Consider the following 18,215-nt stretch of genomic DNA (forward strand, 5'->3'; position numbering starts at 1 on the left):
GAAGCATAAATAGGAGGCCACATGGCTGACAAAAAAGCGCAGTTGATCATCGAGGGCGCAGCCCCCGTCGAGCTGCCCATTTTAACCGGCACCGTTGGTCCCGATGTTATCGACGTACGGGGCCTGACGGCCACGGGCCGTTTCACATTCGACCCAGGCTTCATGTCGACCGCCTCTTGCGAGTCGAAGATCACCTATATCGATGGCGATAATGGCATTCTGCTGCACCGGGGCTACCCGATCGAGCAACTGGCTGAGAAATCGGACTACCTGGAAACCTGCTACCTGCTGCTAAATGGCGAATTGCCAACAGCCGAGCAGAAAGCGCAGTTCGTCAGCACTGTGAAGAACCACACCATGGTTCACGAGCAGTTGAAGACCTTCTTCAACGGCTTCCGTCGCGACGCCCACCCGATGGCCGTCATGTGCGGTGTGGTCGGCGCCCTGTCGGCCTTCTATCACGACTCCCTGGACATCAATAACCCGCAGCATCGCGAAATCTCCGCGATCCGCCTGGTTGCCAAGATGCCGACCCTGGCCGCGATGGTTTACAAGTACTCCATGGGCCAACCCATGATGTACCCGCGCAACGACCTGACGTACGCGGAAAACTTCCTGCACATGATGTTCAACACTCCGTGCGAGATCAAACCGATCAGCCCGGTGCTGGCCAAGGCAATGGACCGGATCTTCATCCTCCACGCCGACCACGAGCAGAACGCCTCCACCTCTACCGTACGCCTGGCCGGTTCTTCGGGTGCCAACCCGTTCGCCTGTATCGCCGCCGGTATCGCCGCACTGTGGGGCCCTGCCCACGGCGGTGCGAACGAAGCCGTACTGACCATGCTCGATGAAATCGGCGATGTCTCGAACATCGACACCTTCATCGCCAAGGCCAAGGACAAGAACGATCCGTTCAAGCTGATGGGCTTCGGTCACCGCGTCTACAAGAACCGTGACCCGCGCGCCACCGTGATGAAGCAGACCTGCGACGAAGTCCTGAAGGAACTGGGGATCAAGAACGATCCGCAACTCGAACTGGCCATGCGCCTGGAAGAGATCGCCCTGACCGACCCGTACTTCATCGAACGCTCGCTGTACCCGAACGTCGACTTCTACTCGGGGATCATCCTCAAGGCGATCGGCATTCCAACCAGCATGTTCACCGTGATCTTCGCCCTGGCGCGGACCGTGGGCTGGATCTCCCACTGGAAAGAAATGCTCTCCAGCCCGTACAAGATTGGCCGCCCGCGCCAGCTGTACACCGGCTACGAGTCGCGTGACATCACCAAGCTGGAAGATCGCAAGTAAGCAGCTGACTGCCTCCTTGCACTGAATAAGGCCTCCTCTGGAGGCCTTATTTGTTTCTGCAGCCCCCCCTACAACCCCTCCCCCACTGCAGTAGCCGGCTTGCCGGCGATGATGCCCGCAAGGACAGCGCCAGGCTCCAGGCTGCCATCGCCGGCAAGCCGACCCCTGCAATGGGTCGTGGCTGATCGTTCCCACGTTCTGCGGGGTAAATGCCTCACGTGACAGTCAGCCTCACCGTGCACAGGGGTGAAAACGGCCTCGCCAGGCAGTTTTATTGCTACAGGATTTGAGAAACAGTTTTGTCGTATCCGTTACCAATAAAAGCAAAAAAATGCCCCGATCTCACGACCGGGGCATTTTTTTGTAACAGCTACAGCGATTAGTGGTTAACCGCCCCACTCGCTCCCAGGCCAGTCTGCGAACGCACAAACTGCGGGAAGTACAGCGCACGCTCTTTCTCTGCCGCCGCCGACTTGTCGGTGATGGAGAAGAACCAGATGCCCACGAACGCGATGATCATCGAGAACAGCGCCGGGTATTCGTACGGGAAGATGGCTTTTTCGTGGTGCAGGATCGAGACCCAGATGGTCGGGCCCAGGATCATCAGGCCAACCGCACTGACCAGGCCCAGCCAGCCGCCAATCATGGCGCCACGGGTGGTGAGGTTCTTCCAGTACATGGAAAGCAGCAGTACCGGGAAGTTACAGCTGGCGGCAATCGAGAACGCCAGGCCGACCATGAACGCGATGTTCTGGCTTTCGAACAGGATACCCAAGCCGATCGCCAATACAGCCAGGGCGATGGTGGTGATCTTCGACACGCGAATCTCATCCTTCTCGTTGGCCTTGCCTTTCTTGATCACGCTGGCATACAGGTCATGGGACACCGCCGAGGCACCCGCCAGGGTCAAACCGGCAACCACTGCCAGGATGGTGGCAAACGCCACGGCCGAGATGAAGCCCAGGAAGATACTGCCACCCACCGCGTTGGCCAGGTGCACTGCCGCCATATTGTTACCGCCGAGCAAGGCGCCTGCAGCATCCTTGAACGCCGGGTTGGTGCTGACCAGCAGGATCGCGCCGAAGCCGATGATAAAGGTCAGGATATAGAAGTAACCGATGAAGCCTGTGGCATACAGCACGCTCTTACGCGCTTCCTTGGCGTCGCTTACAGTGAAGAAGCGCATCAGGATGTGCGGCAGGCCAGCGGTACCGAACATCAGCGCAAGCCCCAGCGAGAATGCCGAGATCGGGTCTTTGACCAAGCCGCCAGGGCTCATGATCGCCTCACCTTTAGGGTGAACCTTGATCGCTTCGGCGAACAGCGTGTTGAAGTCGAAGTTGACGTGCTTCATCACCATCAGCGCCATGAACGAGGCACCGGACAGCAACAGTACGGCCTTGATGATCTGCACCCAAGTGGTCGCCAGCATGCCGCCGAACAGCACATACAGGCACATCAGGATACCTACCAGGATCACGGCGACATGGTAGTCCAGGCCGAACAGCAGCTGGATCAGCTTGCCGGCACCGACCATCTGCGCGATCAGGTAGAACGCCACCACCACCAGCGAGCCACATGCCGACAGGCTGCGGATCTGGGTCTGGCCCAGGCGGTAGGACGCCACGTCGGCAAAGGTGTACTTGCCCAGGTTACGCAGGCGCTCGGCGATCAGGAACAGAATGATCGGCCAGCCCACCAGGAAGCCGATCGAGTAGATCAGGCCGTCGTAGCCGGAAGTGAACACCAGGGCGGAAATACCCAGGAAAGACGCCGCCGACATATAGTCGCCGGCAATCGCCAGGCCATTCTGGAAGCCGGTGATCTTGCCGCCGGCCGCATAATAGTCGGCCGCCGACTTGTTGCGCTTGGAAGCCCAGTAGGTGATGCACAGGGTGGCACCGACAAACGCGACAAACATCACGATGGCCGAGACGTTCAACGGTTGCTTGTGCACTTCACCGGTCAATGCGTCCGCCGCCCAAAGAGCAGGCGCAAACAGCGACGCGCCGAATATTGCCAGTAGACGCCGGATCATTGCGCAGCCTCCTTGAGAATCGCATTGTTCAGGTCGTCAAACTCGCCATTGGCCCGGCGCACGTAGATGCCGGTCAGGATAAAGGCAGACACAATCAGCCCGACGCCCAGGGGAATGCCCCAGGTAATCGACGAACCGGGGCTGAGCTTGGCCCCCAGCACTTGTGGCCCATAGGCAATCAACAGGATGAAAGCGGAGTAAAGCCCTAGCATGATCGCCGAGAGAATCCAGGCGAACCTTTCCCTTTTTCTGACCAGCTCCTTGAAACGCGGGCTGTTTTGAATCGAGAGGTAAATGCTGTCGTTCATTGTTTTTATCCTCGCAGCACAGCTTTTTTATTATTGGAACGTATCCACTGTATGCGGCTGCGGGACAGGTTCCAGACGACCTTAGTAGTAGAGCGAGATAGCAACTTCGCAAGTTTTTCAGTCAACAAATAAACAACAGCCTGAATGGCAGGCAAAAAAATGTGGGAGCGGACTTGCTCGCGAATGCGGTACATCAGTCAATAAATGTGCTGACTGACACACCGCATTCGCGAGCAAGCCCGCTCCCACATCAGGCCTGCTGCGTCACTTCTACAGGGTTAACCCTTATTTACCCACCCACTCGGCCACCCGCTCAGGGTGCTTGGCGACCCAATCCTTGGCCGCTGCGTCAGGCTTGGCGCCCTCTTGAATCGCCAGCATGACTTCGCCGATTTCGTCCTTGGAGGCCCACTGGAATTTCTTCAGGAAGGCTGCGACTTCCGGCGCTTTCTTCTCCAGGCCCTTGCTGCCGATGCTGTTGACGGTTTCAGCAGCACCATAAATCCCTTTTGGATCGTCCAGGAAACGCAGTTTCCACTTGGCGAACATCCAGTGTGGCACCCAACCGGTGACCGCAATGGATTCCTGTTTGTCTTCGGCACGGGTCAGCTCGGCGATCATCGCGGCGCCCGAACTGGCTTGCAGCTTGTAGTCCAGGCCATAGGCCTTGATCGCCTCGTCGGTCTTGAGCATCACGCCTGAGCCGGCGTCGATGCCGACGATCTTGTTCTTGAAGGTGGTGTCGGTCTTGAGGTCTTCGATGGACTTGGCCTTGACGTACTCCGGTACGATCAGGCCGATCTTCGCATCCTTGAAGTTGGGGCCGTAGTCGACCACCTTGTCCTTGTTCTTGGCCCAGTACTCGCCGTGGGTCACGGGCAACCACGCGGAAAGCATGGCGTCGAGCTTGCCGGTGGCCACGCCCTGCCACATGATCCCGGTGGCGACGGCCTGCAGTTTCACGTCATAACCGAGCTTTTCCTTGATCACCTCTGCCGCCACGTGGGTGGTGGCAACGCTGTCCGACCAACCGTCCACGTAGCCGATGCTCAGGGTTTTGCTGTCGGCACTGGCCAGTGTGGAGCTCATCGCAACTACCAGCGTGGCAGCCGCGCCCAAGAGTCGTCGCATCTTCATAGTACTTCCCCGAAAGTGCTGCGCCCGACGGATGCCGAGCGACGTCAACCTGTTGTTATGTGGTGCACCGCGCCCCCTTCACGCGCATCAATCACGGTAGTGCGCCGCCAGCGGAGAACTGACACTTCGATCATCAACCTGCCGGAACCTCGGACCTGCTCTGTCAGCGACCTCATGCAAGCAAGAAACGACATCACATCGCCAGTAGGAAGTTTTGTAGGACTCGAACCCGGAATCCCGCCCGAACTTTGCATGTCAAAATTATGCAGCCCCACTGGGACGGGGCAAATCCGGGTAAGATGCGCGCCTTTGCTCCTCCAGATAAGCCGACCATGCCCGCGACCGCCCGCTTCCCTGCCCTGCCCTATTGCTTCGCCTTGATCCTCGGCCTGCTGGCCCTCGCTGGCTATTGGTACGGCCTCGGCCGCCCGGTCGTGCTGCCGGATGTCGCCAGCGCCAGCCACAAGCTGCAATGTGCATCCTACACGCCGTTCGACAAAGACCAATCGCCCTTCGACCAGCCGTTCAAGCTGCGTCCCGAGCGCATGGATGCCGACCTCGCCCTGCTGGCCACCCGCTTCGAATGCATCCGCACCTACTCCATGACCGGCCTGGAAGCCTTGCCGGAAATGGCGCGCAAGCATGGATTGAAGCTGATGGCCGGCGCCTGGGTCAGCAGTGACCCGGTTGCCACCGAAAAAGAAATCCACGCGTTGATCGCTGCCGCCAACGCCAACCCCGATGTAGTGACGTCGGTGATCGTCGGCAATGAAGCCCTGCTGCGCAAGGAGGTCACCGCCAAACAGCTGGTGACGCTGATCCATACCGTCAAAAGCCAGATCAAGCAGCCGGTCACCTACGCCGATGTCTGGGAGTTCTGGCTGCAACACCCGGAAATCGCCCCGGCGGTGGATTTCCTGACCATTCACTTGCTGCCCTACTGGGAAGATGATCCGTCTGGCATCGACCAGGCGCTCAAGCACGTGGGCGATGTACGCCAGACGTTCGGCAACAAGTTTGCCCCCAAGGACGTGTTGATCGGCGAGACCGGCTGGCCGAGCGAAGGCCGGCAGCGCGAAACGGCGGTGCCGAGCCGGGTCAATGAGGCCAAGTTCATGCGGGGTTTCGTCGCCATGGCTGAAGCCAATGGCTGGCATTACAACCTGATCGAAGCCTTTGACCAGCCGTGGAAGCGCGCGAGTGAAGGCGCCGTCGGCGGTTACTGGGGCCTGTTCGATGCCGATCGCCAGGACAAGGGCATCCTTGCCGGCCCGGTGACCAACGTGCCGTATTGGCCGCTGTGGCTGGGGGTGGGCGGGATTATCCTGCTGGGCACGCTGGCGCTCGGCGGTCGCGTGCGCAGCACCCGGGCCGCGTTTGCCCTGCCGCTGCTGGGCGCAGTGGCGGCCTGCTCCATCGGCACCTGGGCTGAACTGACCCGCGTGACCGCGCGTTTCAATGATGAGTGGGTATGGGCCGGGTTACTGGTCGCGCTGAACCTGCTGGTGCTGGCCCACGCTGCGCTGGCCTTGAGCGCTCGCGAAGGTTGGCGCGAGCGGGCGTTCAACTGGCTGGAGCAGCGCGCGGGCTGGCTGGTGGCAATCGCCGGCTTTGCTGGCGCCGTGATGATGCTGGCGCTGGTGTTCGACCCACGTTATCGCAGCTTCCCGAGTGCAGCGCTGGTATTGCCGGCCTTGGTGTACCTGGTACGCCCGGTGACCGGGCCACGCCGGGAGATTGCCCTGCTGACCTTCATCATCGGCGCCGGCATTGCGCCGCAGTTGTACCGTGAAGGGTTGTTGAACCAGCAGGCGTGGGGTTGGGCGGTGGTTAGCCTGCTCATGGTTGTAGCGTTGTGGCGCTGTCTGCGAGTGCGTAAGGCGTAACACCGCTTTCGCCGGTAAGCCAGTGCCTACACTCGATCGTAGGCGCTGGCTTGCCGGCGATAGCGCCTATTCAGACGGCCCTGTTCTTGCGCACCAACCGCAACCCCGCGATCACCACCGCAAACACCGCGAAGGTGGTGTTGTACAACGCCAGCGCCGGCAGGCCGAACACCAGCCCCAACACCGCCAATCCCCACCCCGCACGGCCCGGCACGAAAAACGCGAGCACCGACGTCACCAGTGCCGCCCAGCCCAACACCTTGAAGTGAATCATCAAGCCCAGGTTCGAACGCACCTGGCATTCCCAGCGGCTGGCCTCATCCGCGCAGATGCCGACCCACTGGCCATCCTCCATGAAGCCATAACGCGCGGCATAGCTGGCAGCCAGCCACAACGGCAAGGCGATAAGCAGCAAAATCAACGGCAAGCGGCGAGACATGGAGCACTCCGATAGGCAAAAACGGCGCTCAGCTTAATGCGCCGGCGGCCGTTAGCAAGGTGTGTACGCAGATAACTGTTCAACAAAGCGTGCCAAAGTGTATCGTCTGGCTACTATTACCCCGATTCCGACGTTTTTTTCCGACTTTTCGTGCCGAGGGCTGGCACTTCGGTGGCAACGCGGTGGTCATAGCCTGCGAACTTCATTCAGCACGTTTCCTCTTAGGGATAAAGTCATGCTCCGTTCCTTGCGCTGTGCTGCCTTGCTGGGCAGCCTTTTTTTGAGTGCGTCAGCACTGGCCGTCGATATCGACCAAGCCAGCTATGGCTACCCTTTGACCAACCCGTTCGAAGCGACCATCGCGACCACACCGCCTGACCTGCGGCCCAAATTGCCGAGCGACGACGAGATCAACCAGTCCGACTACACCCTGAACATGCGCCCCGAGCGCGAATTCAGCCTGCCGGACAACTTCTGGGCGGTTAAGAAGCTGACTTACCGCATCGCCAAGCAGGACCGTGCCGCCCCGCTGATCTTCCTGATCGCCGGTACCGGTGCGCGGTTTGACAGCAGCATCAACGAATACCTGAAAAAACTCTATTACCAGGCCGGCTACCACGTGGTGCAACTGTCGTCGCCGACCAGCTTCGATTTCATCGCCTCGGCTTCGCGCTTCGCCACCCCAGGCATCAGCCAGGAAGACGCCGAAGACATGTACCGCGTGATGCAGGCCGTGCGTGCACAGAATGCCTCGCTGCCGGTGACCGACTTCTATCTCACCGGCTACAGCCTCGGTGCCCTGGATGCGGCCTTTGTCAGCAAGCTCGACGAGACCCGCCGCAGCTTCAACTTCAAGAAAGTGCTGCTGCTCAACCCGCCGGTCAACCTCTACACCTCGATCACCAACCTCGACAAACTGGTCCAGACCGAGGTCAAGGGCATCAACAACACCACCACGTTCTATGAGCTGGTGTTGAACAAGCTCACCCGCTACTTCCAGCAAAAGGGCTATATCGACCTCAATGACGCCCTGCTCTACGACTTCCAGAACTCCAAGCAGCACCTGACCAACGAACAGATGGCCATGCTGATCGGCACCTCCTTCCGCTTCTCGGCCGCCGACATTGCCTTCACTTCGGACCTGATCAACCGCCGTGGCCTGATCATCCCGCCGAAATACCCGATCACCGAAGGCACCAGCCTCACGCCGTTCCTCAAGCGTGCGCTGCAATGCGATTTCGACTGCTACCTGACCGAGCAGGTCATCCCGATGTGGCGCGCCCGTTCCGATGGCGGCAGCCTGCTGCAACTGGTTGACCAGGTCAGCCTGTATGCACTCAAGGATTACCTGCACAACAGCCCGAAAATCGCCGTCATGCACAACGCCGACGATGTGATCCTGGGCCCCGGCGACCTCGGTTTCCTGCGTACAACCTTCGGCGATCGCTTGACCGTCTACCCGCTGGGCGGCCACTGCGGCAACCTCAATTACCGCGTCAACGCCGACGCCATGCTGGAGTTCTTCCGTGGCTAAATATCTTCTGCTGCTTGCCGCCTTGATGTGCGCAGGCGTGGCCAACGCCGACAACAGCAAGGCCCATGCGCCTACCGTGGTGGGCTCCGATGGCTTCAAAGAACCGCTGACCAAGCTCAAGTTCAACCCCGGCCTGGACCAACGCGAGTTCGAGCGTTCGTCGCTGACCGCGCTCAACGTCTACGACCCGCTGGAGTCGTGGAACCGCCGCGTGTACCACTTCAACTACCGCTTCGACCAATGGGTGTTCCTGCCGGTGGTCGATGGTTACCGCTACGTCACCCCGAGCTTCCTGCGCACCGGCGTGAGCAATTTCTTCAACAACCTGGGAGACGTGCCCAACCTGTTGAACAGCCTGCTGCAGCTCAAGGGCCACCGCTCCCTGGAAACCACCGGGCGCCTGCTGCTCAACACCACCATCGGCATCGCCGGCCTGTGGGACCCGGCCACCGCCATGGGCCTGCCGCGCCAGAGCGAAGACTTCGGCCAGACCCTGGGCTTCTATGGCGTGCCAGGCGGCGCGTACCTGGTCCTGCCGATCTTCGGCCCGTCGAACCTGCGTGACACCACGGGCTTGCTGGTCGATTACGGCGCGGAGACCGAGATCAACTTCCTCAACGTGTCCAAAGTCAGCGAAAACCACCCGGAAATCTGGGCCCTGCGCGCGGTCGACAAGCGCTACCAGACCAGCTTCCGCTATGGGCAGATGAACTCACCGTTCGAGTATGAAAAGGTGCGGTATATCTATACCGAGTCGCGCAAGTTGCAGATTGCGGAGTAGTAACCGCCGACAAAAAAAGGCCATTCGAATGAATGGCCTTTTTTATTGCGCTGATTTTGCTGACTCAGCTAACACTGTGACCAGGAGGCACACCTGCCGCCTGGAACAGTAGGATTAAGCTTGAACACCCGTGAATCAGCTTTTCGTCGCTCGCCATACCTTGCCAACCACCGACACCACGGCCAACACCACCGCCCCCGCAATGATCCCCGCCACCGCATTCAGCAAGGTCGGCATTAACCACGCCAAGCCTGCGGTACTTTGGCTGACCGTCTCGATCCAGTGATGCACCACCGGCACGCCATGGGTCAGGATGCCGCCGCCGACCATGAACATCGCCGCCGTACCAATCACCGACAGGCTTTTCATCATGTACGGCGCCGCGCGCAAGATTGCGCCGCCGATGCTGCGCGCCATCTGGCCGGGCTTCTGGGTGAGCCACAGGCCCAGGTCATCGAGCTTGACGATGCCGGCCACCAGGCCATACACGCCAATGGTCATGACGATGGCAATGCCTGACAGCACGACCACCTGCTGCATCAACGGTGCAGCGGCCACGGTGCCGAGAGTGATCGCGATGATTTCCGCCGAGAGGATGAAGTCGGTGCGGATCGCGCCTTTGATCTTGTCCTTTTCGAACGCCACCAGGTCGGTTGCCGGGTCGGCCACGGCCTCGACCAGATGCGCCTGCTCTTCGGTGCGCTTGTGCAGGAACGTGTGCGCGAGCTTTTCAAACCCCTCGAAACACAAGTAAGCCCCGCCCAGCATCAACAGCGGCGTGACCGCCCAAGGCGCAAACGCACTGATCAACAGCGCCGCCGGCACCAAAATCAGCTTGTTGAGAAACGAGCCCTTGGCCACCGCCCACACCACCGGGATCTCCCGTTCGGCGCGTACTCCAGAGACCTGCTGGGCGTTGAGTGCCAGGTCATCGCCGAGGACCCCGGCGGTTTTCTTGGCGGCCATCTTGGTCATCAACGCCACATCGTCGAGCACCGCGGCGATGTCGTCGATCAGTACCAGCAAACTGCTTCCTGCCATTGGGGGACTTCCTGCCGTGAGAATGCCGCGAATATAACGCGGATCACAGCCGATCTGCTGTTGATCTTGCTCACCGGGTGGGAGCTGGCTGCCGGCGATGGCGGTCTCCCCGCCTGCGTGATGAGCGGGGCATCAGGGCTGCCAACCACCGCCCAGGCTCTGGATCAACGCCACACTGCCCTGGCTGAGCTGCCCTTGGGTGTCACGCAGGTTCTGTTCGGCTTGCAGCAACACCAGTTGCTGGGTCAACACCGTCTCGCGACTGACCGTGCCCGCACGCAATTGCGCCTCCTGGCTGCCGAACAGTTGCTGGTTGCGCTGGTAGACCTGCTGGAAGGCATCGGCCTGGGTTTGCAGGTGATTGATCGCCGACAGGTTGTCCTCGACGTTCTGCAAGGCGCTGAGCACCGTGCCACGGTAGTTTGCGGCGATCTGGTCGTAGCTGGCCTCGGCCTGTTTGACCGCGGCCTCACGGGCGCCGCCGTCGAAGATCGTCTCTGCCAACGCCGGCCCCAGGGTCCAGATGCGGTTGGGCAAGGAGAACAACCCGCCCAAGGCACTGCCGCGATAACCCAGCTGGGCGGTCAAATCCAGTGTCGGAAAAAACGCTGCCTCAGCCACGCCGATTTTCGCATTGGCCGCCGCCGCCGAGCGCTCGGCCGCTACCACATCCGGGCGCCGTTGCAGCAAGGTCGACGGCAGGGTCAGCGGTGGGCGCGGCACGACAAAGCTGAAGTCATTGCGTGGCGCCACGCTGAATTCACTCGGCGCCATGCCCACCAGCACCGCCAATGCGTGTTCATATTGCTCGCGGTCGCGCTGGGAAGTCTGCAGGTCGGCAATCGAGGTGGTCAGTTGGTCCTGAGCCACCAGCAACTGATCGTTGGTCGCCACGCCTTGGGTGAACTGGGCCTGGATCATGGCCAGCAACTGCTGGTTGATCGCCTGTTGCTGCTGGAGCAGGCGCACGTCGATATCCATCTGGCGCAGCGCCAGGTAGTTACTGGCCACGCTGGAGCTGATGGACAAGCGCACCCCGGCCAGCAACGCATCGGATTGCTGCGCGGCGGCCTGGCTTGACTCGATGCCGCGACGCACCTCGCCCCAAAGGTCCGGCTCCCAACTGGCGGTCAACGTCGCGCTGACGCTGTTTTTCACGCCAGTCGACGTGGTGCTGCTGGACGTGGTGCCGTCACCGCCCTCGCCGCGCGAACCGGACAAGCCCACGCCCACCGTCGGCCAGAGCCCGGCGCGGCTCGACGCCACTTGCGCCTGGGCCAGCCGATACGCGGCTTCAGCGGCAATGATCGACTGGTTGGCCTGGGCCGAGCGCGCCACCAGGTCATTCAACACCGGGTCCTGGTACGCCAGCCACCATTGGCTGTCCAACGCGCCCTGGGGATTGGACGCCGCGCGTTGCCACTGCGCGCCCTCCTTGAAGGTCTGCGGCAGCGGCATCGCAGGCTTTTGATAGTCGGGCCCGACCATGCAACCACCGAGTACCAGGCTTAACAACAGCACGCTGTCTGTGAGTTTCATGCGCTTGCTTCCTTATGCCGTCCCAGGCGCTGGGACGCCCGGTCGAGCCACAGGTAAATCACCGGGGTGGTGTACAGCGTCAGCACCTGGCTGAGCAGCAACCCGCCAATAATCGAAATCCCCAGCGGCCGGCGCAGTTCCGAGCCATAGCCGGTGCCCAGCACCAGCGGCAGCGCGCCGAGGATCGCCGCCAGGGTGGTCATCATGATCGGCCGGAAGCGGATCAGGCACGCACGGCGAATGGCCGCCTTGGCCGTGAGCCCGAATTCGCGCCGTTCAGTGATCGCGAAGTCGATCATCATGATCGCGTTCTTCTTGACGATGCCGATCAACAAAATCACGCCCACCAGCGCGATGATCGACAGTTCGGTGCCGGTCAGCAGCAACGCGATCAAGGCACCGACACCCGCCGAAGGCAAGGTGGAAAGAATCGTCAGCGGGTGCATCAGGTTTTCATACAGAATGCCCAGCACGATATACACCGAGAGCAATGCCGCGACGATCAGCAACGGCTCGCTGGCCACCGACGACTGGAACACTTGGGCGGTGCCGGCGAACTGCCCGACCACACTGGCGGGCATGCGAAGTTGCTTCACCGCGTCGTCGACCAAGGCGGTGGCCTGGCCGATGGACGTGCCGGGCGCCAGGTTGAACGAGACCGTCACCGCCGGAAAACTGCCCTGGTGACTGATGGAAATCGCCGTGCGCGCCACCGAATCATCGGCAATCGCCGACAGTGGCACCAAGGTCGACTGCGCCGCCAGGTTGGGCGCGGCGACGCTGCCTTTGCTGGCTAGCGCCGCGCTGCCCACCGGCACATAAATGCCCTTGAGCGCCGACGGGTCGGTCCAGTATTCGGGGGCGATTTCCATCACCACGTGGTACTGGTTGGCGGCGCGGTAGAGGGTCGAGACCTGGCGCTGGCCAAAGGCGTCGTACAGCGTCTGGTCGACGGCCGACATGCTCACCCCGAGCCGCGCCGCCGTGTCGCGGTTGATGCCGACATTGGCCAGCAGGCTGTTGTCCTGCTGGTCGGTGTTCAGGTCGGTCAACTGCGGCAGCTTGCGCAACACAGCCACCACCTTCGGCACCCACTCGTCCAGGGATGACTGGTCATCGGCGGTGAGCGTGTACTGATATTGCGCGCCGCTTTGCCGGCCGCCTACGGTGATGTCCTGGGCCGACTGCAGAAACAGCTTGGTGCCGGGCAAGTCACCGAGGGCGTGGCGGATTTGCCCGATCACCTGGGTGGCGTCGTCCTTGCGCTCGTCCAGTGGCTTGAGCAGCACGAACATCTGCGCACTGTTGACCGCCCCACCGCCACCGCCGCCGCCACCGACAAACCCGGCGGCGGTTTCCACATTGGGGTTGGTCATGACCTTGCGGTTGATCTCGGTGAAGTCCTTCTGCATCGCCCCGTAGGAAATACTCTGGTTGGCCAGGATGCTGCCCTGCAGGCGGCCGGTGTCTTCCTGGGGAAAAAAGCCCTTGGGCACCAGCACATACAGCACCCCGGCCAGCACGATCACCAGCACCGTGACCAGGCCCATCAGGATCGAATGCTCGATGACCCACCCCAGGGTCCGGTCATAGAAACGGTGAAAACGCGAATCCGGGTGTTCATCGCCTTCGTGCAGCTCCTTGGGCGCCCGCAGCAACACGCTGGCGAGCATCGGCGTGACCGTCAGCGAGATCAGCATCGAGATGACGATCGCCACCGACAGCGATACCGAAAACTCACGGAACAGCCGCCCGACAATCCCGCCCATCAACAGCAGCGGAATGAACACCGCGACCAGCGACACGCTGATGGTCAGCACAGTGAAGCCGACCTCCTTGGCGCCATTCAGCGCGGCCTGGACCCGGCTCTCGCCTTTCTCCAGGTGGCGCATGATGTTTTCCACCACCACGATGGCATCGTCCACCACAAACCCGGTGGAAATGGTCAGCGCCATCAACGACAGGTTATTCAGGCTGTAGCCGAGGAAGTACATCGCGCCGAAGGTGCCGAGCAACGACAGCGGCACCACGATCGCCGGCACCAGCGTGCTGCGCCAGTCGCGGAAAAACCCGAACGTCACCAGCGTCACCAGCAGGATCGACGCCAGCAGGGTCACTTCCACATCATGCAGCGAGGCGCGGATGGTGGTGGTGCGGTCCATCAACAGGTTGAGCTTGATCGACGCCGGGATCGAGCTTTGCAGAAACGGTAGCGAGGCTTTTACCGCGTCCACCGTGTCGATCACATTCGCGCCGGGTTGCTTGAACACCACCAGCAACACCGCCGGCTTGCCGTTGGACAGGCCGAAGTTGCGCAGGTCCTGCACGTCTTCGCGCACGTAGCCGAGGTCCGCGATGCGGATCAGGTCGCCGTTGTGTTCCTTGACCACCAACGGGCCGTAGTCGTCGGTGTTGAGCAGCATGTCATTGGCGCCAATCCCGTAGGAGCGGTCACCGATTGCCACGTTGCCCTTGGGCAGGTTGGCATTCGAGGCACTGATGACCTGGCGCACCTGCTCCAGGCTGACGCCGTACTGGTTGAGGCGATCCGGGTTGAGCTCCACGCGCACCGCCGGCAGCGCACCGCCGCCGACCGTCACGTCGCCGACGCCGGTGGTCTGCAACAGTTTCTGCTCCAGCAGGGTCGAGGCCACGTCGTACATCTGCCCCGGCGTGGCGCTGTCGGAGGTCAGGCTGATGATCATGATCGGCGAGTCGGCCGGGTTGACCTTGCGATAGGTCGGGTTGCCGGACAGGTCACTCGGCAGGTTGGTGCGCGCCGCGTTGATCGCTGCCTGCACGTCGCGCGCGGCGCCGTCGATATCGCGGTTGAGGTCAAACTGCAGGGTGATGCGGGTGGAGCCGAGGCTGCTGGCGGAGGTCATTTGCGTGACCCCGGCGATCTGCCCGAACTCGCGCTCCAGCGGCGTGGCCACCGAACTGGCGACGGTATTGGGGTCGGCGCCAGGCAACGAGGCACTGACGCTGATGGTGGGGAAATCCACCTCCGGCAACGGCGCCACCGGCAACAGCATAAAGGCCAGCGCGCCGAACAGCGCCAGCCCCGCCGCCATCAGGGTGGTGGCGATGGGGCGATGGACAAACGGCGCGCTGAGGTTCATTGCGCCGGGTCCGCTTCAACCGGGCGCCGGCTGAAGCGCTGTTCCAGCCCGTGCATGGCGAGGAAGATCACCGGGGTGGAAAACAGCGTCAGCAACTGGCTGAGCATCAGCCCGCCAATGATCGCGATGCCCAGTGGATGGCGCAGTTCCGAGCCGATGCCGGTGCCCAGTGCCAGCGGCACCGCGCCGAACAGCGAGGCCATGCTGGTCATCAGGATCGGCCGAAACCGCAACTCCGCCGCCTGCCGGATCGCCGCCACCGGGGTCAGCCCGCCCTCGCGCAGTAGTGCCAGGGCGAAGTCGACCATCATGATGCCGTTCTTCATGACGATGCCGATCAACAGCACGATGCCGATCAAACCGATGATGTCGAACTGCGTGCCAGTGACCAGCAGCGCAAGCAACGCGCCAAGGGCGGCCGAAAGCAACGTCGAGAGGATCGTCACCGGGTGCACGAAGCTCTCGTAGAGAATCCCCAGCATCAGGTACACCACCACAATCGCCGCCACCACCAGGAACACCTGGTTGGACAGCGACGCCTCGAACGTCGCCGCCGCACCCTCAAGGTTGGCCTGCACCGACAGCGGCAGGCCGACCTTGGCCTCGATGTCCTTGAGCCGGGTCACCGCTGCGCCAAGGGTTTGCCCCGGCGCGAGGTTGAACGACACATCCGCATAGGGAAATTGCCCCAGGCGATTGATGGTCACCCGGGTGCGCACCACCTGCATCGTGGCCATGCTCGACAGCGGCGCCACGCCGCCGGCGGGAATGTCCACGTACAAGCCGGTGAGCAGATCCGGCAGGTTGCGCGGCGGGTGATCGGTGGCGATCACCACGTGGTACTGGTTGAGCTGGGTGTAGATCGTCGACACCTGGCGCTGGCCAAACGCGTCATACAGCACATCGTCGATGGCTTGCGGGGTGATGCCCAGGCGCGAGGCGGTGGCGCGGTCGAAGGTCAGCTGGATCTGGTTGCCAAACTGCATAGCCTGGCTTTGCACGTCGGTGAACATCGGGTCCTGCTTGATCGCCGCGAGCAGCTTGTTGGTCCACTGCTCCAGCTCATCCGGGTCGGTGGCTTGCAGGCCCAGGCGATAGCTGGTGGTGGACACCGTGGCGTCCAGCGTCAGGTCCTGCACCGAGTGCAGGTACAGGCGGATGCCGGCATCGTCGGCGTTGGCATCGGCGAGGCGGCGGATCACTTCGGTGCTGCTGTCGCGCTCGCCTCGGGGCTTGAGGTTGATCAGCAGGTTGCCCTGGTTGATGGTCGGGTTGGTCTGGTCGATGCCGACGAAGGACGACAGGCTCTGCACCGCCGGATCCTTGAGAATCCGCGCGGCCAGGCGCTGCTGCTCCACCTGCATCTGCTGGAACGAAATGGTCGGCGCCGCCTGGGAAATCCCCTGGATCAGGCCGGTGTCCTGATCAGGGAAAAAGCCCTTGGGCATCAGCACCAGTGTCACCAGGGTCAGGGCTGCGGTGAGCACCACCGAGATCAACGTAAGCGTGCGGTGCGCCAGCACCCAATCGAGGCCCCGCACATAGTGCGTGTTGATGCGGTCGAAGAAATCCACCCGGTGTTCCTGCTGCCGGTGCTTGAGCATCCGCGCGCACATCATCGGCGTGAGCGTCAGGGAAATCAGCGCGGAGATCACGATAGTCACCGCCACGGTCATGGCGAATTCGCGGAACAGCCGCCCGACCACATCGCCCATGAACAGCAACGGGATCATCACCGCGATCAGCGCAATCGACAGCGAGATGATCGTGAAGCCGATCTGCGCCGAGCCCTTGAGGGCCGCCTCCAGCGGCGAGTCACCAGCCTCCAGGTAGCGCGTGATGTTTTCGATCATCACGATCGCGTCATCCACCACGAAACCGATGGCGATGGTCAGCGCCATCAGCGTCAGGTTGTTGAGGGAAAAGCCCAGGGCATAGGCCACCGCCAGCGTACCCACCAGCGTCAGCGGGATGGTCACCGCCGGAATGATCGTCGCCGCGACGTTGCGCAGGAAGATGAAAATCACGATCACCACCAGCGCGATGGCCATGGCCAATTCGTACTGCACATCGGTGACCGACGCGCGGATGGTCTGGGTGCGGTCGGTGAGCACGTCGACCTTCAATGTGGCAGGCAAACTGGCGCGCAGCTTGGGCAGCAATTGCTGCACGCGGTCGACCACCTGGATCACGTTGGCGCCAGGCTGGCGCTGGATATTCAACACAATCGACGGCGTGCTGTTGGTCCAGGCGGCCTGGCGCGGATTCTCGGCGCCCTGGGTCGAACTGGCGATCTGCGACAGGCGAATCGGCGCGCCGTTCTTGTAGGCGATCACCAGGTCGCGGTACTCCTCGGCCGATTGCAGTTGGTCGTTGGCGCCGATGGAATACGCCTGGAACTTGCCGTCGATATTGCCCTTGGCCTGGTTGACGTTGGCGGTGCCCAGCGAGGTGCGCAAGTCATCCAGGGACAGGCCGAGACTGTTCAGCGCCGAGGTATTGGCCTCGACCCGCACCGCCGGGCGCTGGCCGCCGCTGATGGTGACCAGGCCGACGCCGGTGATCTGCGAAATTTTCTGCGCCAGGCGCGTGTCGGCCAGGTCTTCGATCTTGGTCAGCGGCAGCACATCGGAGGTCAGCGACAGCGTCAGCACCGGCGCGTCCGCCGGGTTGACCTTGCTGTAGACCGGCGGGTACGGCAGGTTCGCCGGCAGGAAGGTACCGGCCGCGTTGATCGCCGCCTGCACTTCTTGTTCGGCGACGTCCAGGGACAACGACAAGTCGAATTGCAGGGTCACCACCGAGGCGCCGTCGGAGCTGGTGGAGTTCATCGACTTGAGCCCCGGCATCTCGCCGAGCTGGCGCTCCAGCGGCGCGGTGATCGAGGAGCTGACCACATCCGGGCTGGCGCCGGGGTATTGGGTGAAGACCTGGATGGTCGGGTAATCGACCTCGGGCAACGCCGACACCGACAGCAAGTGGTACCCGAGCAACCCGAGCAAGAGCACGGCCACCATCATCAGCGTGGTTGCCACCGGGCGTTCGATAAAGGGCCGCGAGACATTCATGACCGGCAGCT

At 62.0% G+C, this 18,215-nt stretch carries 12 protein-coding genes; 4 read left to right on the plus strand and 8 right to left on the minus strand.

Annotated elements, in window-relative coordinates:
• Positions 1–21 precede the first annotated feature (21 nt).
• Positions 22–1,311: a citrate synthase gene (gltA, locus tag BBG20_RS06760; RefSeq protein ID WP_014717728.1), complete on the plus strand. Its 1,290-nt coding sequence runs from the start codon at positions 22–24 to the stop codon at positions 1,309–1,311.
• A gap of 379 nt (positions 1,312–1,690) precedes the next feature.
• Here gltA and BBG20_RS06765 read toward each other — a convergent pair whose 3' ends face one another.
• The 3 genes from BBG20_RS06765 to BBG20_RS06775 all read right to left on the minus strand — a co-directional run bounded on the left by BBG20_RS06765 (position 1,691) and on the right by BBG20_RS06775 (position 4,794).
• Positions 1,691–3,349 carry a cation acetate symporter gene (locus tag BBG20_RS06765; RefSeq protein WP_065901564.1) on the minus strand — a complete coding sequence of 553 codons (1,659 nt, stop codon included), beginning with the start codon at positions 3,347–3,349 and terminating at the stop codon, positions 1,691–1,693.
• Positions 3,346–3,657, minus strand: a complete 312-nt coding sequence (locus tag BBG20_RS06770; RefSeq protein ID WP_016972153.1) for a DUF485 domain-containing protein — start codon at positions 3,655–3,657, stop codon at positions 3,346–3,348. Before BBG20_RS06770 ends, BBG20_RS06765 begins: the two co-directional genes overlap by 4 nt.
• A gap of 285 nt (positions 3,658–3,942) precedes the next feature.
• On the minus strand, positions 3,943–4,794 hold the full coding sequence (locus tag BBG20_RS06775) for a glycine betaine ABC transporter substrate-binding protein (protein ID WP_065901566.1): 852 nt from the start codon (positions 4,792–4,794) through the stop codon (positions 3,943–3,945).
• A 332-nt stretch (positions 4,795–5,126) separates the two neighbouring features.
• On the opposite strand from BBG20_RS06775, the gene BBG20_RS06780 reads away from it, so the two are divergent.
• On the plus strand, positions 5,127–6,680 hold the full coding sequence (locus tag BBG20_RS06780) for a glycoside hydrolase family 17 protein (protein ID WP_065901567.1): 1,554 nt from the start codon (positions 5,127–5,129) through the stop codon (positions 6,678–6,680).
• Positions 6,681–6,750: 70 nt separating this feature from the next.
• Here BBG20_RS06780 and BBG20_RS06785 read toward each other — a convergent pair whose 3' ends face one another.
• Positions 6,751–7,119: a hypothetical protein gene (locus tag BBG20_RS06785; protein WP_065901568.1), complete on the minus strand. Its 369-nt coding sequence runs from the start codon at positions 7,117–7,119 to the stop codon at positions 6,751–6,753.
• Between the two features lie 235 nt (positions 7,120–7,354).
• Between BBG20_RS06785 and BBG20_RS06790 the strand changes: the two genes are divergently transcribed.
• Positions 7,355–8,653 (plus strand): serine/threonine protein kinase, encoded by a 1,299-nt coding sequence (locus tag BBG20_RS06790; RefSeq protein WP_065901569.1) that lies wholly within the window; start codon positions 7,355–7,357, stop codon positions 8,651–8,653.
• On the plus strand, positions 8,646–9,434 hold the full coding sequence (locus tag BBG20_RS06795) for an MlaA family lipoprotein (protein WP_065901571.1): 789 nt from the start codon (positions 8,646–8,648) through the stop codon (positions 9,432–9,434). The genes BBG20_RS06790 and BBG20_RS06795 overlap by 8 nt, the downstream gene beginning before the upstream one ends.
• A 135-nt stretch (positions 9,435–9,569) precedes the next feature.
• On the opposite strand, the gene BBG20_RS06800 is transcribed toward BBG20_RS06795, so the two are convergent.
• The 4 genes from BBG20_RS06800 to BBG20_RS06815 all read right to left on the minus strand — a co-directional run bounded on the left by BBG20_RS06800 (position 9,570) and on the right by BBG20_RS06815 (position 18,204).
• A complete protein-coding gene (locus BBG20_RS06800; protein ID WP_065901573.1) occupies positions 9,570–10,475 on the minus strand; it encodes a DUF808 domain-containing protein in 906 nt (301 codons plus the stop codon).
• 132 nt (positions 10,476–10,607) lie between these two features.
• Positions 10,608–12,014 (minus strand): efflux transporter outer membrane subunit, encoded by a 1,407-nt coding sequence (locus tag BBG20_RS06805; protein ID WP_065901575.1) that lies wholly within the window; start codon positions 12,012–12,014, stop codon positions 10,608–10,610.
• The gene (locus BBG20_RS06810) at positions 12,011–15,136 is read right to left on the minus strand and encodes an efflux RND transporter permease subunit (protein WP_065901577.1); all 3,126 of its coding nucleotides are present in this window, start codon (positions 15,134–15,136) and stop codon (positions 12,011–12,013) included. Before BBG20_RS06810 ends, BBG20_RS06805 begins: the two co-directional genes overlap by 4 nt.
• A complete protein-coding gene (locus BBG20_RS06815; RefSeq protein WP_065901579.1) occupies positions 15,133–18,204 on the minus strand; it encodes an efflux RND transporter permease subunit in 3,072 nt (1,023 codons plus the stop codon). Before BBG20_RS06815 ends, BBG20_RS06810 begins: the two co-directional genes overlap by 4 nt.
• Positions 18,205–18,215: the final 11 nt, after the last annotated feature.

This window comes from Pseudomonas aylmerensis (assembly GCF_001702265.1).
In the GTDB taxonomy this organism is placed as follows: domain Bacteria; phylum Pseudomonadota; class Gammaproteobacteria; order Pseudomonadales; family Pseudomonadaceae; genus Aquipseudomonas; species Aquipseudomonas aylmerensis.